Source organism: Wolbachia endosymbiont (group B) of Athalia cordata (genome assembly GCF_947251845.1).
Lineage (GTDB): Bacteria > Pseudomonadota > Alphaproteobacteria > Rickettsiales > Anaplasmataceae > Wolbachia.
Genome location: NZ_OX366383.1, coordinates 1,061,559 through 1,074,097 on the forward strand (window position 1 = coordinate 1,061,559; position 12,539 = coordinate 1,074,097).

Annotated in this window: 23 protein-coding genes and 2 tRNA genes; 2 read left to right on the plus strand and 23 right to left on the minus strand. The window is 33.9% G+C overall.

Annotated elements, in window-relative coordinates:
• Positions 1 to 3 precede the first annotated feature (3 nt).
• The 23 genes from rpsE to carA form a co-directional block, all read right to left on the minus strand.
• Positions 4 to 516 (minus strand): 30S ribosomal protein S5, encoded by a 513-nt coding sequence (rpsE, locus tag OPR30_RS04845; protein ID WP_265030534.1) that lies wholly within the window; start codon positions 514 to 516, stop codon positions 4 to 6.
• Positions 517 to 528: 12 nt separating this feature from the next.
• Complete coding sequence (gene rplR, locus OPR30_RS04850; protein ID WP_264377680.1) at positions 529 to 900, minus strand: 50S ribosomal protein L18; 372 nt, start codon at positions 898 to 900, stop codon at positions 529 to 531.
• A 5-nt stretch (positions 901 to 905) separates the two neighbouring features.
• The gene (gene rplF / locus OPR30_RS04855) at positions 906 to 1,451 is read right to left on the minus strand and encodes a 50S ribosomal protein L6 (RefSeq protein WP_264374632.1); all 546 of its coding nucleotides are present in this window, start codon (positions 1,449 to 1,451) and stop codon (positions 906 to 908) included.
• A 16-nt stretch (positions 1,452 to 1,467) separates the two neighbouring features.
• A complete protein-coding gene (gene rpsH / locus OPR30_RS04860; RefSeq protein WP_007302546.1) occupies positions 1,468 to 1,863 on the minus strand; it encodes a 30S ribosomal protein S8 in 396 nt (131 codons plus the stop codon).
• A gap of 22 nt (positions 1,864 to 1,885) precedes the next feature.
• A complete protein-coding gene (gene rpsN / locus OPR30_RS04865) occupies positions 1,886 to 2,194 on the minus strand; it encodes a 30S ribosomal protein S14 (RefSeq protein WP_007302545.1) in 309 nt (102 codons plus the stop codon).
• 12 nt (positions 2,195 to 2,206) lie between these two features.
• A complete protein-coding gene (gene rplE, locus OPR30_RS04870; RefSeq protein ID WP_052265060.1) occupies positions 2,207 to 2,743 on the minus strand; it encodes a 50S ribosomal protein L5 in 537 nt (178 codons plus the stop codon).
• A 6-nt stretch (positions 2,744 to 2,749) separates the two neighbouring features.
• Positions 2,750 to 3,067, minus strand: a complete 318-nt coding sequence (rplX, locus tag OPR30_RS04875; protein ID WP_010404700.1) for a 50S ribosomal protein L24 — start codon at positions 3,065 to 3,067, stop codon at positions 2,750 to 2,752.
• Positions 3,067 to 3,426 (minus strand): 50S ribosomal protein L14, encoded by a 360-nt coding sequence (gene rplN, locus OPR30_RS04880; RefSeq protein ID WP_007302542.1) that lies wholly within the window; start codon positions 3,424 to 3,426, stop codon positions 3,067 to 3,069. Before rplN ends, rplX begins: the two co-directional genes overlap by 1 nt.
• Positions 3,427 to 3,444: 18 nt before the next feature.
• Positions 3,445 to 3,675 carry a 30S ribosomal protein S17 gene (rpsQ, locus tag OPR30_RS04885; RefSeq protein WP_010404696.1) on the minus strand — a complete coding sequence of 77 codons (231 nt, stop codon included), beginning with the start codon at positions 3,673 to 3,675 and terminating at the stop codon, positions 3,445 to 3,447.
• Positions 3,668 to 3,871, minus strand: coding sequence for a 50S ribosomal protein L29 (gene rpmC / locus OPR30_RS04890; RefSeq protein ID WP_007302540.1), 204 nt, complete (start codon positions 3,869 to 3,871; stop codon positions 3,668 to 3,670). Before rpmC ends, rpsQ begins: the two co-directional genes overlap by 8 nt.
• A gap of 11 nt (positions 3,872 to 3,882) precedes the next feature.
• Positions 3,883 to 4,296: a 50S ribosomal protein L16 gene (gene rplP, locus OPR30_RS04895; RefSeq protein ID WP_006012233.1), complete on the minus strand. Its 414-nt coding sequence runs from the start codon at positions 4,294 to 4,296 to the stop codon at positions 3,883 to 3,885.
• Between the two features lie 11 nt (positions 4,297 to 4,307).
• Positions 4,308 to 4,928 carry a 30S ribosomal protein S3 gene (gene rpsC, locus OPR30_RS04900; protein WP_265030535.1) on the minus strand — a complete coding sequence of 207 codons (621 nt, stop codon included), beginning with the start codon at positions 4,926 to 4,928 and terminating at the stop codon, positions 4,308 to 4,310.
• Positions 4,929 to 4,967: 39 nt separating this feature from the next.
• Positions 4,968 to 5,318: a 50S ribosomal protein L22 gene (gene rplV, locus OPR30_RS04905; protein ID WP_007302537.1), complete on the minus strand. Its 351-nt coding sequence runs from the start codon at positions 5,316 to 5,318 to the stop codon at positions 4,968 to 4,970.
• 9 nt (positions 5,319 to 5,327) lie between these two features.
• On the minus strand, positions 5,328 to 5,612 hold the full coding sequence (gene rpsS / locus OPR30_RS04910; protein WP_010404687.1) for a 30S ribosomal protein S19: 285 nt from the start codon (positions 5,610 to 5,612) through the stop codon (positions 5,328 to 5,330).
• A 3-nt stretch (positions 5,613 to 5,615) separates the two neighbouring features.
• The gene (gene rplB, locus OPR30_RS04915; protein ID WP_265030536.1) at positions 5,616 to 6,440 is read right to left on the minus strand and encodes a 50S ribosomal protein L2; all 825 of its coding nucleotides are present in this window, start codon (positions 6,438 to 6,440) and stop codon (positions 5,616 to 5,618) included.
• A 1-nt stretch (position 6,441) separates the two neighbouring features.
• Positions 6,442 to 6,729 carry a 50S ribosomal protein L23 gene (locus OPR30_RS04920; RefSeq protein WP_010404680.1) on the minus strand — a complete coding sequence of 96 codons (288 nt, stop codon included), beginning with the start codon at positions 6,727 to 6,729 and terminating at the stop codon, positions 6,442 to 6,444.
• Positions 6,726 to 7,340, minus strand: coding sequence for a 50S ribosomal protein L4 (gene rplD / locus OPR30_RS04925; RefSeq protein ID WP_006012216.1), 615 nt, complete (start codon positions 7,338 to 7,340; stop codon positions 6,726 to 6,728). The genes OPR30_RS04920 and rplD overlap by 4 nt, the downstream gene beginning before the upstream one ends.
• A 2-nt stretch (positions 7,341 to 7,342) precedes the next feature.
• Positions 7,343 to 8,065 carry a 50S ribosomal protein L3 gene (gene rplC / locus OPR30_RS04930; RefSeq protein ID WP_029237662.1) on the minus strand — a complete coding sequence of 241 codons (723 nt, stop codon included), beginning with the start codon at positions 8,063 to 8,065 and terminating at the stop codon, positions 7,343 to 7,345.
• Between the two features lie 9 nt (positions 8,066 to 8,074).
• Positions 8,075 to 8,395, minus strand: coding sequence for a 30S ribosomal protein S10 (gene rpsJ, locus OPR30_RS04935; RefSeq protein WP_012482004.1), 321 nt, complete (start codon positions 8,393 to 8,395; stop codon positions 8,075 to 8,077).
• Between the two features lie 14 nt (positions 8,396 to 8,409).
• A complete protein-coding gene (gene tuf, locus OPR30_RS04940) occupies positions 8,410 to 9,582 on the minus strand; it encodes an elongation factor Tu (protein ID WP_265030537.1) in 1,173 nt (390 codons plus the stop codon).
• Between the two features lie 78 nt (positions 9,583 to 9,660).
• A tRNA-Gly gene (locus tag OPR30_RS04945) sits at positions 9,661 to 9,731 on the minus strand.
• A gap of 4 nt (positions 9,732 to 9,735) precedes the next feature.
• Positions 9,736 to 9,817 (minus strand) — tRNA-Tyr (locus OPR30_RS04950).
• Between the two features lie 109 nt (positions 9,818 to 9,926).
• Positions 9,927 to 11,015, minus strand: a complete 1,089-nt coding sequence (carA, locus tag OPR30_RS04955) for a glutamine-hydrolyzing carbamoyl-phosphate synthase small subunit (protein ID WP_010407192.1) — start codon at positions 11,013 to 11,015, stop codon at positions 9,927 to 9,929.
• Between the two features lie 202 nt (positions 11,016 to 11,217).
• On the opposite strand from carA, the gene OPR30_RS04960 reads away from it, so the two are divergent.
• On the plus strand, positions 11,218 to 11,934 hold the full coding sequence (locus tag OPR30_RS04960) for an SDR family NAD(P)-dependent oxidoreductase (RefSeq protein ID WP_264374618.1): 717 nt from the start codon (positions 11,218 to 11,220) through the stop codon (positions 11,932 to 11,934).
• 132 nt (positions 11,935 to 12,066) lie between these two features.
• Positions 12,067 to 12,534, plus strand: coding sequence for a hypothetical protein (locus OPR30_RS04965; protein WP_265030538.1), 468 nt, complete (start codon positions 12,067 to 12,069; stop codon positions 12,532 to 12,534).
• The last annotated feature ends 5 nt before the right edge of the window (positions 12,535 to 12,539 follow it).

Below are 12,539 nucleotides of genomic sequence, written 5' to 3' on the forward strand. Positions count from 1 at the left end.
ACTTTACCTATTTCCAACTATCTCACTAATCTTTTTACCCCTCTTACCTGCCACTTGGCGAGGAGATAACATAACATCAAAAGCCTTAAATACTGCACATATAATATTATGGGGATCATTTGATCTAGTAGACTTAGCTACCACATCCTTTATACCTAATACCTCAAAAACCGACCTCATTGCTCCACCAGCAATAATACCTGTTCCAGTTCTTGCAGCTCTTAAAACTATCTCACCAGAACAAAATTTAGCTTTAATATCATGATGTAAAGTTCTACCTTCACGTAAGTGCACCCTAATCATCGACTTCTTTGCAGCATTTACAGCTTTCACTCTTGCTTCAGCAACCTCTGCGTGTTTACCTATTCCACATCCTACCCTACCCTTACCATCACCAACAACAACCAAAGTTGAAAATGAAAATCTTCTACCACCTTTAGTAACCGTTGTTACCCTTCGCACTGAAACCAAAAGTTCTGATAAATCATTATTATTTTGTAAATTCTTTACAGCCATATTTAAAACCTTCTAAAATTTAAATCCAGAGCTTCTTAAAGCCTCAGCAAATTGAGAAATCAATCCTGTATACTTATATGCTCCCCGATCAAAGACGAACCGCTGCTGCAATTTTGTACTAGGCAGACGCTCAATCACTAAAGAAGAAACCTGTTTTATAGTTTCAGCATTGACCCTACCTTTACATACATTCCTAATTTTATCATCCAAAGTAGAAGCAGAAGCTAGGGTTATTCCTTTTGCATCGTTAATCAACTGAACGTAAAAATGTTTATTAGACTTAAATACGGATATACGTAAACGTCCAGCGCTCTTATCGAGCTTCGCTCTATTACGAAGTTTCCTTTTTTCATAGCTACTTAAAAAATTATACAATCTTTTCATTTTAATTACTTCTTTTTATTTACAATCTTACGCAGCATAAATTTGCCTTTTATTACAATACCCTTACCTTTATAAGGATCATATTTTCTAATTTTGCATATATCAGAAGCCACCATATAGACTTTTTGCTTATCCATACCGCGAATCACTAAATGAGTTGGCTTTATACACTTAATCTCAACGTCTTTAGGCACTTTATACTTAATATTATGACTATAACCAAGATATAAAGTCAAATACTTATCATCACATTCTGCTTTATACCCCACACCATTAATCTCAAGATCAACAGAAAAATCATTAACCATACCGTTAATCATGTTATTAATATTACTTCTATAAGTGCCCCATATAGATTTTATTTTATCATAATCATCCCTGCCTTGATCAACAGAAAGTAACAATTGATTATCAACTATCTGACACAGAATGCCACTACACAAGTTCAGCTCTTTTTCTGCCCTAACACTTCTTATTAATACCCTACCATCATTATATTCAACTGAAAGATCAGCAGGAATATTGATAGGTGCGGCACCTATACGAGACATACATTTCTCCTATCATTTAAAATACACGACACAAAACTTCTCCACCAACTTTTAATCTACGTGCATTATAATCGGTCATCACTCCTTTCGGTGTAGATATAATAAAAATTCCAAGACCATTATATGCTTTAGAAATGTCCTTACACTTAGAATAATAACGACAACCGGGCTTTGATACCCTAGCTATATCATTAATCACAGGTGATTTATCATAATACTTCAACTGCACAACAAGCGAAGGGATACTATCACTCTCTTGCTTTTCATAATTAAGAATATACCCTTCCTCTTTTAAGATCTTCAATATAGAAGAATTCACTTTAGAGAATAGGACTCTTGTTTCCCTATGCATTGCCAATTGAGCATTACGTATTCTTGTTAAAAAATCACCAATACCATCAGATAACGACACTATTACACTCCTTATATCACATTTACCAACTAGATTTTGTAACCCCTGGAACTTGTCCAAAAGAACACAAATCACGTAAAACAATCCTACATAAACCAAATTTTCTATATACTCCTCTCGGCCTACCAGTTAAAGCGCATCTATTCCTAATTCTGATTTTAGAAGAATCTCTAGGCAATTTTTTAATCAGCTTACTTTGAGCTGCAAACCTTTTTGCAATAGATAAATCCTTATTATTCATTATAGATTTTAATTCTTCCCTTCTCTCCCTATACTGATCGCATAACTTTATTCTACGAAGATTCTTCTGTATCATGGATTTTTTTGCCATATATATTTTCTCTCAATTATCAAAAAAAGGGAATTTAAGAGCCAGTAATAATTCCTTTGCTTCCTTATCACTAACTGCACTTGTTATAATATTAATATCCATACCTCTAATTTTACTTATTTTATCATAGTCTATTTCTAAAAATGATATATGCTCCTTGATACCAAGGGAAAAATTACCATGACCATCAAATTGCTTCACACTAAACCCTCTAAAATCTTTTTCCCTTGGCAAAGCAATATATATTAATCTTTCTAAGAATTCATACATTTTATTTCTACGCAAAGTCACTTTACAACCTACAGTTGCACCTTTTCTAATTTTGAAACCAGAAATAGATTTTTTTGCAAAGGTTAACACAGGCTTTTGCCCAGTAATCAAATGTAGATTATCAAATGGCTCATTTATCGCTTTATTGTCCGTAGCAGCATCTCCAACGCCCATATTGATACACACCTTGACAAGTTTAGGCACTTGCATTACATTGCCGTAATTAAACTTATCCTTTAAGGATTTTACTATATTATCTTTATACAATTGTTTAAACATATCAACCTAATCTATCACTTCTCCAGAAACTTTTGCAAAACGCACTTTTCTACCATCTATAATCTTAAATCCTACTTTAGTTGGAGTTTTACACTTAGGATCCAATATTGCAACATTGGATACATCAATAGCTAACTCTTTATTCAATATACCACCACCACTACCAGCTCTTGGTTTAGTATGTCTCTTACACACATTTACGCCAGAAACAACTACTTTCTTTTTAGCATCACGTATTATAACTTTGATTACCTTACCAATTTTTCTCTTATCTTTACCAGTTAAAACTATAATATCATCACCACTTTTTATTTTAGCACTCATTATAAAACCTCATCAGCTAATGACATTATTTTCATAAAAGAACCAGATAACAACTTTTTTACTGGACCAAACACCCGAGTGCCAAGTGGTTCACCTTGATCATTAATTAAAACCACAGCATTGCTAGAAAAACGAATTACAGAACCATCAGATTTCTTAACACTATTTTTTACTCTAACAACAACTGCTTTATACACTTTTCCTTTTTCAACTTTACCTTTTGGGTTAATGGACTTAGTAGATATAATAATCGTATCACCTACAGATGCAGATTTCCTACCACCTAACAAGCCAATACAAAGCACTGCACGCGCACCAGAATTATCAGCTACTTCTAACAATGTATTTTTTTGAATCATATAAATACCTATTCCTTTTTAGCTATTGATAACAACCCATTTTTTAGTAACAGAAATAGGCTTATGTTCCTGTATTAAAACCCTATCTCCCTTTTTGCAACTATTATTCTCATCATGTGCTGTATACTTCTTGTATTTTTTAATAACTTTTTTATACAGCCTATCCTTATACACTTGTAACACCGAAACCTTTACAGTCTTATCAGACTCAGCATTAGTTACGACACCACAAAAAACCTTCTTAGGCATTTTTTCCCTCTCTCTTTCTTCTATTTAATACAGTTAGACTACGAGCTATGCTCTTTCTTATTAAGCTAAAACGCGAAAAATTGTTGCACTGGCCCAGCTTTTTTTGAAAAGCCAAATTAACAAATTCTTTCCTCAAATTCACAAGAAGTTCATGTAATCCTTGTGAAGATTCTGATTCAAATTTAACTATATCCATTGCAACTCCATTCAATTATGATTAGATATAAATTTACACTTCATAGGAAGCTTAGCAGTCGCTTTTTCAAGCGCCAATCTTGCTAAATGCATGGGAACATCACTACTAATTTCAAACAAAACCCTACCGGGCTTAGCTTTAAATACCCAAAATTCAACACTACCTTTCCCTTTACCCATACGTACATCTGCTGGCTTTTTACTAACCGGAGTATCAGGAAAAATTCTTATCCATACTTTACCAGAGCGTTTTAACGTTCTAGATATTACGCGCCTTGCAGTTTCAATATGCTTGGACTGAACCTTACCTACTTCCATAGCTTTTAATCCATAATCTCCAAAAGACAGCGTGCTACCACCCTTAGCATTACCCTTTATTCTCCCCTTAAATACCTTTTTATATTTACTCTTTTTGGGAACAAACATCTCAATATACCTTAACTACCAACATAAACCCAAACTTTAACTCCTATAATACCACATATAGTCTTCGCTTCACAAAAAGCATAATCTATATTAGCACGCAAAGTGTGTAAAGGCAAACGACCTTCTTTGTACCATTCAGTACGAGCTATTTCAGCTCCGCCAAGACGCCCAGAGCAACTTACTTTAATACCCTCAGCACCCACCTTCAAACAATTTTGAATAGCTTTTTTCATCGCTCTTCTACATGAAATCCTTTTTTCTAGCTGATGTGTAATACTCCTTGATATTAAAACTGCATCTATTTCAGACTTTTTAACTCCTACTACATTCACTTCAACACTACTTTCTACTTTTTTAGCTATTTTTTGCTTTATCTTCTCAACATCCAAACCTTTCTTACCTATTATAACCCCAGGTTTAGAAGAATGTATTATTACAGACACTAAATTAACTGTACGCTCTACAGTTACTTTAGAAATACCAGCATGCTTAAAGGATTCATTTATATAACTGCGAATAAATAGATCTTGATGCAATTTCTGTTTATAATCGTCCGTAGCACACCAAACAGAATCCCAGGTATTACTATTTATTTGCAATCTAAATACTTTAGGATTAACCTTCTGTCCCATATTTTTACACTTTCCTTATTAATTTTCCATTTCTATAAATCATACAATTTCTTTCAATTTTATAGTTATATTACTATAAAATTTGCTCATTCTATTAGCCCTACCCATAGCTTTTGGATATACTCTACGCAAAGTAAGTGACTTACCTATTAAAATTTCCTTTATATATAAATTATCAACGTTCAATCCATAATTATTTTGAGCATTAGCAATTGCAGAATTCAACACCTTCATTATAAAACCGGCAGCCTTTTTTTCACAAAATCTTAATTGTACATTAGCAAAAGAAACTTTTTTATTACGCACTAAATCAGCAACCAAATTTAATTTGCGAGGAGTTGATCTTAAAACCTTAGAACCAGCCTCAACTATTATATCCCTATTTTTCATATCAATTGCCTACCTTCTTGTTGCCTTTTTATCACCACCATGCCCAGTAAATTTACGAGTAGGTGAAAATTCACCGAATTTATGACCTATCATATTCTGATTATCAACACTAACAGGAATGTAATCTTTACCATTATAAACAGCAAACTTTAAACCCAAACAATTAGGAAGAATTACAGAAGCCCTGGAATGAATTTTTATCACCTTATTAATAGAACCCTCTTTTAAAGCCCTCTGAACTAATCTTAGTACAGATGGATGTAAAAAAGGTGGTTTCCATACAGATCTACTCATAAATTAACCTTTCAATTTTTTTATATACTTATCACTAGATTTATTTTTTTTCCTAGTTTTCTTTCCTTTTGTTGCAACACCCCAAGGAGTAACAGGATGACGACCGCCAGAAGTTTTTCCCTCTCCACCTCCATGAGGGTGATCAATCGGATTCATTGCAACTCCACGCACAGCAGGTCTAATTCCAAGCCACCTACTTCTCCCAGCCTTACCCAGCTTTCTATTTTTATGATCAAGATTAGACACTACACCAATAGTAGCTTTACAAGAAGATAAAATCAACCTAACTTGACCAGATCTAAGCCGCAATAAAACATATTGACCATCACGACCAACAATTTGCGCACAACAACCCGCAGCTCTAGCAATTACAGCACCACCACCTGGCTTCAATTCAACATTATGAACAAAAGAACCAACAGGTATATATTTCAACAACAAACAATTACCTGGCAGAATATCAGCATCATCTCCAGCTGTCACAACATCACCAGGCTTCATACCCTGAGGAGCTAATATATAAGATTTAGTATCATCTTCCTTATATGATATTAATGCTAAAAACCCACTTCTATTTGGATCATACTCTATTTTCTCAACCATACCCTGATCACTTCTATTACGTTTAAAATCTATAACTCTATACTTCTTCTTGTGACCACCACCCCTGTGACGAGTTGTAATTCTACCATGATTATTTCTTCCACCACTGGATTTCTTACCAAACACAAGAGACTTCTCTGGCTTATCTTTTGATAAACCAACTTTACTTATTAATATAGTCCCACGAGAAGACGGAGTAACAGGATTAAAAAATTTCATACCCATATTAAACGCTCATTATATCTAATTTTTGACCATCTATCAAAGAAAAATAAACCTTTTTTCTCTGTTTTTTACAACCAACCACACCCCTGAAACGTCTATATTTAGGTTTAACTCTAATAACATTTATAGAAGAAATTCTGACATTAAATAAAGACTCTATTGCCGATTTTATTTGACGCTTATTTACATTTACAAAAACATACAAAGAGTATTTATTAAACTTCTCTCTTAAAAGAGAAGCCTTTTCTGTGATTACAGGAGATTTTATTATATTATTATATTTAATCATAACAATCTACCTTCAAGATGCTTTAAAGTGTCTTTTGTTAACATCACGCATTCATGATTCAATATATCAAAAACATTTAACCCAATAGGTTTGATTAAATCTACATAATGCAAATTTTTAGCAGCACGTAACAAATCATCTCCATAATCACCAACTATTAAAAAAGAAGAAAATTTAAAATTTTTAATATATTCACACATTTTAGATGTTTTCTTCACATCAACATTTAAACTATCAAGAACAATAACTTGATTATTTAAATATTTTAGAGATAAAGCAATTTTCAAACCAAATTTACGTACTTTTTTATTAAGAGAATAAGCATGACTCCTCACAACAGGACCAAAAATAATTCCACCACCTCTAAACTGAGGAGACCGCAAGCTCCCCTGTCTCGCCCTACCGGTACGTTTTTGACCATACGGCTTAGCTGTTGTACCAGAAACATCACTGATACCCTTTGTTTTATGAGCACCAACTCTTCTCTTTGCTAATTGCCATCTCACTATATCATGCAAAATACTCAATTTTTGCTTGGCAGAAAATATCAAGGGATTAAGCTCAACACTACCTACATTATTATTAGATAGATCAACTAATTCACATTCCATAACTAACTCACCAAATTATTAGCATCATCACTCATATTCAACAGCAGACCTGCTGGAAAAGGAACATCTTTATGTAAAGGCTTTTTAACCGCATCTCTCACAAAAACATAAGAGTTTTTAAACCCAGGAACATTATTACCCTTTACAGCAATTATGCTATTTTCATAATCAATGGATAATATTTTCATATTCTGTACAGTTACTCTGCTATTACCTAAATGACCAGCCATTTTCTTCCCCTTGAATACTCTACCAGGATCTTGACATTGACCAGTAGAACCTTGTGATCTATGAGCAATAGAAACGCCATGAGATGCCCTAAGCCCACTGAAATTATGCCGCTTCATCACACCAGCAAACCCTTTACCTAAAGAATAACCCGTAATGTCAAGATATTGACCAACTACAAAATGATTAACCCCCACCTTTTTACCACATTCTATTCCGAATAGATCAGTTAATCTACTTTCGTATAATTTACATTTACTATTTATACCCTTTTTCTTTAAATATTCCAACTGAGGTTTTGCTATTTTTTTTAAATCCCCTGTGCCTAAAATAACTGAATTGTAGCCACATTTATCTTGTCCTTTTATATCGATAATATAAGTTTCGCTGAGATGCAATAAGGTTACAGCCATGCGACTATTATCAAAATACATAGCAGTATGGCCAACATTCGTCATTAGCAAACCAATCCTCCTAAGCGAATTTATTCTCTTCATTTCCTTTTCCTAAATATTAACTTCCTTAACCTTTAAATCCACTTCTACACCAGCAGAAAAAGATAAATCTGCAAGCATCTTCATCATAGTAGAAGTAGGATTATGTACAATAATTAACCGCTTAGAAATTCTCATTTCAAATTGCTCACGAGATTTTTTATCAACATGAGGAGACCTATTAACAGTAAATTTAGAATCTTTTCTTGGCAACGCAATCGGACCAGATAAATCTGCATTAAACTGCTTTAATTGATCAATAAACTCGCGAATACACTTTTCCAACAAAGAACAATCGAAAGCTTTGATTCTAATATATATATCTTGCTTCATCTTAGTTATTACACTCATTCTAAAATTTCCGAAACAACGCCAGAACCAACAGTTCTACCACCTTCTCTTATCGCAAAACGTAATCCTTTATCCATTGCTATTGGTACTTGCAACTCCACTTCTATACTTACATTGTCCCCTGGCATTACCATCTCCTTTCCATCTAGCAATTTTATGCTCCCAGTTACATCCGTTGTCCTTAAATAAAACTGTGGCTGATAATTTCCAAAAAATGGTGTATGCCTTCCTCCTTCTTCTTTCTTCAATATATACACCTCCGCATTAAATTTCTTATGCGGGGTTATTGTCCCTGGTTTTGCCAATACTTGCCCTCTCTCCACTTCTTCTCTCTTTGTTCCTCTTAGTAGTATTCCTACATTGAGTCCTGCACTTCCCTTATCTAGCAACTTCTTAAACATCTCAACACCAGTACATATCGTCTTTTGCGTCGCTTTCAGACCTATTATCTCTATCTCATCCCCTGTCTTTATCTCCCCCTTCTCTATTCTTCCTGTTACTACCGTCCCTCGGCCCGATATTGAAAATACATCTTCTATTGGCAACAAAAACGGCAAATCTATAAGCCTTTTAGGTGCTGCCACATACTCATCTAACTTCTCCATCAATTTATCTATTGATTTCTTTCCATACTCACTACTATCATCCTCCAATGCTTTTAACGCAGACCCAACTATCACAGGCACTTCATCACCTGGAAATCCATACTTACTCAGCAACTCTCTCACTTCCATTTCTACCAAATCTATCATATCAGCATCAGCAACATCAGCTTTATTTATATATACCACGATATATCCAACACCCACCTGTTTTGCCAGCAATATATGCTCTCTCGTTTGTGGCATCGGCCCATCAACCCCTGACACTACCAATATCGCTGCATCCATCTGTGCTGCACCTACTATCATATTCTTTACATAATCAGCATGTCCAGGGCAATCAACGTGTGCATAGTGTCTCTTTTCTGTTTGATATTCAACATGCGCTGTTGCTATTGTTATACCTCTCTTTCTTTCTTCTGGCGCTTTATCTATTTGATCATATGCTACAAAATTACCATAATGCTTTGTTATCGCCGCTGTTAACGTTGTCTTCCCATGATCCACATGTCCTATCGTTCCCACGTTTACATGCGGCTTTCCAAATGCTTCTACTATCGCTGTCATAATTTTAACTCTTCTACCTAAAATATAAATACATCAACAAATAATATGTTGATTTTATATAAATACAACAAAAAAAAGAGCGGATAGTGGGAATCGAACCCACGTCACTAGCTTGGAAGGCTAGAGCTCTACCATTGAGCTATACCCGCACAATGGAGGAGGTAGGATTCGAACCTACGTACGCAATGCGGACAGATTTACAGTCTGTTACCTTTAACCACTCGGTCACTCCTCCACAAAAATCTGTTAAGAGAACACTACCTTAACTTAAGTTTTATTATTCCTAATATTAAACATCCAAATCCAAAAGATCAAGTAATAAAAGCTAATCTAACTGATTTCAGTTAGATTTTACTTTTATATAACAAAATATTGTCAATAAAACGCCCAAACAAGTAATGTGAATCATGTGTACCTGGCGCTTCTTCTGGATGGTATTGAGTAGAAAAGACTGGGTAATCCTTCATCATTATCCCCTCTACACTATTATCAAATAGAGAAATATGAGTAACTTCAACGTTACTTGGAAGAGAAGCTGAATCAACAACAAAACCATGATTTTGGCTAGTTATCTCAACTTTTTTACTCTCCAGATCATAAACTGGATGATTACTCCCTCGATGACCAATATCCATCTTGACAGTCTTTGCTCCCAAAGTAACTGCAAGTAATTGATGGCCCAGGCATATGCCAAAAACTGGTATTTTAGATTTCACAATAATTTCTATTTCTGAAATTACACTCTCTCCTATCTCTTGTGGATCACCAGGGCCATTTGAAAGCACTATACCATCTGGATTCATGCTTAATATTTTGTGAGCAAAACCTGTATCTGGTTTGACTAATTCAACCGTACAATCAAGTTCTACTAAGCGTGAGATTATACTATTTTTTATACCGAAATCAACAATTACAATCCTATATTTTGCATTAAGAGCGCTTTGAAAGTTATTACTTAAACTGACTTTCTTAGTTATTTCTATTCCATTTACAGATTTGTATTTCTTCAATTCATCTAATATATGTGCCTCACTTGACGGACATATCATTCCATTTTGAGATCCATGTTTTCTCAAATATCTCGTCAAAGCTCTAGTATCAATTCCCGATATCCCAACTACATTATTTTTCTCCAACCAATCATTTAAACTAATATATGAAGAAGAGTGAGACATAGGAGAAAGTTCACGCATAACCACACCACTTGCAAAAACTTTTTCTCCTTCATTATCTTTGTGATTTATTCCAACATTACCAATATGAGGAAAAGTGAACGCTATTATTTGATCAGCAAAAGAAGGATCGGTTATAGTATGCTGATAACCTGTCATACCAGTGGTAAAACAAACTTCACCTATACATTTGCCTCTTTTACCTACCGATTTTCCCAAAAAGCACTTGCCATCTTGTAAAACTAAAGCTGCATCCTGCATTTAATTCTCTCAACTCATTTAAAATATTATATAAGAATTTTAAATTACAAGTAAGCAAATACTAAACTTCCCTTTAAGTTTATATAAAATTCAAAATTATAAGTAGCTTTCTTTTTTTATTATTTAGCAAAATTATAGCAAACTTAACTTGTGTGAATAGGCAATAGTCATTACATTCATACTTCACGTTATGTAAATTCACATGGATAGAAAAACTTGTCTCATTACAGGAGCATCATCTGGCATTGGAGAAAGTCTAGCACGGTTGCTCATTAAAGATGGATGGTTTGTGGTTGGCATTGCAAGGCGCACTGAAAAACTGGAAAAATTAAAAGAAGAATTAGGTAGTAATTTTTTACCTATAACATGTGATGTAAGCAAAAGTGAAAATATTAAAAACTCGTCTGATTTTTTAAAAAAGCAAAATATTATACCAAATCTCTTTTTTCTTAATGCAGGATGTGGCGAAATAGAAGATAAGTTTCATACCAACATTCATAGAAAAACATTTGAAACCAATTATTTTGGCGTTATCAACTGGATTGAAGAATGGATTCATCATAATTCCTTGGCAACTTTTGCGGTTATATCTTCTCTTGTTGCTATGCATGCAACACCACATGCTTCTGCATACTGTGCCAGCAAAGCAGCACTAAAAAGTTGTTTTCAATCACTAAAAATCCAATATGCTAACAGTAGCACAAAGTTTATCACCATAATGCCAGGGCCAGTAAAAACAGATATGTTTAAGTCTAATAAACCACTTCCCTTCATATGGGAGCCAGAAAAAGCTGCAGCATATATTTTAAAAAGTATATTTAAAGGAAAGAAAGTTATAGCGTTTCCAATTTTCTGGCGGTTATTTTTTAATATTTTACAAATTCTTCCCACTAAAATGACTGCAAGAATCTTACGATAATCACCAAATCTACCATCTTGTAAAGCTAAAGCTCTTCAAAACTCAATCGCAAGCTTCTCCACACAAAAACATCTTGACTATCGCATGTTTCATATTATATGAATAAACTGTTAATGAAAGTGGAGGGTTGCAATGCCTAATAATACAGATCAGTCTAAAAAAATAAATGAGAAATGGTTATTTATAGGAGGTGCTTCACTGTTTCTTGTAATAATGCTACCATCAATTTTTCTCTTAGCAAAAATAGCTATGATGTTTATTATAATCTCAACTACAGCAATAGCAATAAAAATTGCCTCAAAAGCAATATCAAACGTTTTAGAGGATAAAGAGAATCAATCAACACAAAATAAAATTATAAACCTAGCTATTGGAGCAGTGTCCATACTTGCAGGTGGGATATCATTACTTATTACAGCAAAAGTTAGTTTCATCGCAATATGTTCAACTATAGCTATTTTAGCTCTGTATGAATATATTAAAGATGAAAAAATAGGTAAGGATATAAATGATAAATTCGATAAAATAGCTAATAATACAACTGAGTTTTGCGTCAACAGCATTGAAAAACTTATTCCATCACAAAGTTGTGAAGTGTAATCTTT

Bases quoted from the DNA above. Each gene is read 5' to 3' on its own strand.
- rplP (WP_006012233.1), bottom strand. From the start codon at position 4,296: ATGTTTGTTCCCAAAAAGAGTAAATATAAAAAGGTATTTAAGGGGAGA.
- rplF (WP_264374632.1), bottom strand. From the start codon at position 1,451: ATGTCTCGTATAGGTGCCGCACCTATCAATATTCCTGCTGATCTTTCA.
- OPR30_RS04920 (WP_010404680.1), bottom strand. From the start codon at position 6,729: ATGATTAAATATAATAATATAATAAAATCTCCTGTAATCACAGAAAAG.
- rpsE (WP_265030534.1), bottom strand. From the start codon at position 516: ATGGCTGTAAAGAATTTACAAAATAATAATGATTTATCAGAACTTTTG.
- rpsN (WP_007302545.1), bottom strand. From the start codon at position 2,194: ATGGCAAAAAAATCCATGATACAGAAGAATCTTCGTAGAATAAAGTTA.
- OPR30_RS04965 (WP_265030538.1), top strand. From the start codon at position 12,067: ATGCCTAATAATACAGATCAGTCTAAAAAAATAAATGAGAAATGGTTA.
- rpmC (WP_007302540.1), bottom strand. From the start codon at position 3,871: ATGGATATAGTTAAATTTGAATCAGAATCTTCACAAGGATTACATGAA.
- rplR (WP_264377680.1), bottom strand. From the start codon at position 900: ATGAAAAGATTGTATAATTTTTTAAGTAGCTATGAAAAAAGGAAACTT.
- rplB (WP_265030536.1), bottom strand. From the start codon at position 6,440: ATGGGTATGAAATTTTTTAATCCTGTTACTCCGTCTTCTCGTGGGACT.
- tuf (WP_265030537.1), bottom strand. From the start codon at position 9,582: ATGACAGCGATAGTAGAAGCATTTGGAAAGCCGCATGTAAACGTGGGA.
- rplV (WP_007302537.1), bottom strand. From the start codon at position 5,318: ATGAAAAATAGGGATATAATAGTTGAGGCTGGTTCTAAGGTTTTAAGA.
- rpsS (WP_010404687.1), bottom strand. From the start codon at position 5,612: ATGAGTAGATCTGTATGGAAACCACCTTTTTTACATCCATCTGTACTA.
- rplD (WP_006012216.1), bottom strand. From the start codon at position 7,340: ATGGAATGTGAATTAGTTGATCTATCTAATAATAATGTAGGTAGTGTT.
- rpsC (WP_265030535.1), bottom strand. From the start codon at position 4,928: ATGGGACAGAAGGTTAATCCTAAAGTATTTAGATTGCAAATAAATAGT.
- OPR30_RS04960 (WP_264374618.1), top strand. From the start codon at position 11,218: ATGGATAGAAAAACTTGTCTCATTACAGGAGCATCATCTGGCATTGGA.
- carA (WP_010407192.1), bottom strand. From the start codon at position 11,015: ATGCAGGATGCAGCTTTAGTTTTACAAGATGGCAAGTGCTTTTTGGGA.
- rpsQ (WP_010404696.1), bottom strand. From the start codon at position 3,675: ATGCCTAAGAAGGTTTTTTGTGGTGTCGTAACTAATGCTGAGTCTGAT.
- rplX (WP_010404700.1), bottom strand. From the start codon at position 3,067: ATGAGTGCTAAAATAAAAAGTGGTGATGATATTATAGTTTTAACTGGT.
- rplN (WP_007302542.1), bottom strand. From the start codon at position 3,426: ATGATTCAAAAAAATACATTGTTAGAAGTAGCTGATAATTCTGGTGCG.
- rplE (WP_052265060.1), bottom strand. From the start codon at position 2,743: ATGTTTAAACAATTGTATAAAGATAATATAGTAAAATCCTTAAAGGAT.
- rpsJ (WP_012482004.1), bottom strand. From the start codon at position 8,395: ATGAAGCAAGATATATATATTAGAATCAAAGCTTTCGATTGTTCTTTG.
- rplC (WP_029237662.1), bottom strand. From the start codon at position 8,065: ATGAAGAGAATAAATTCGCTTAGGAGGATTGGTTTGCTAATGACGAAT.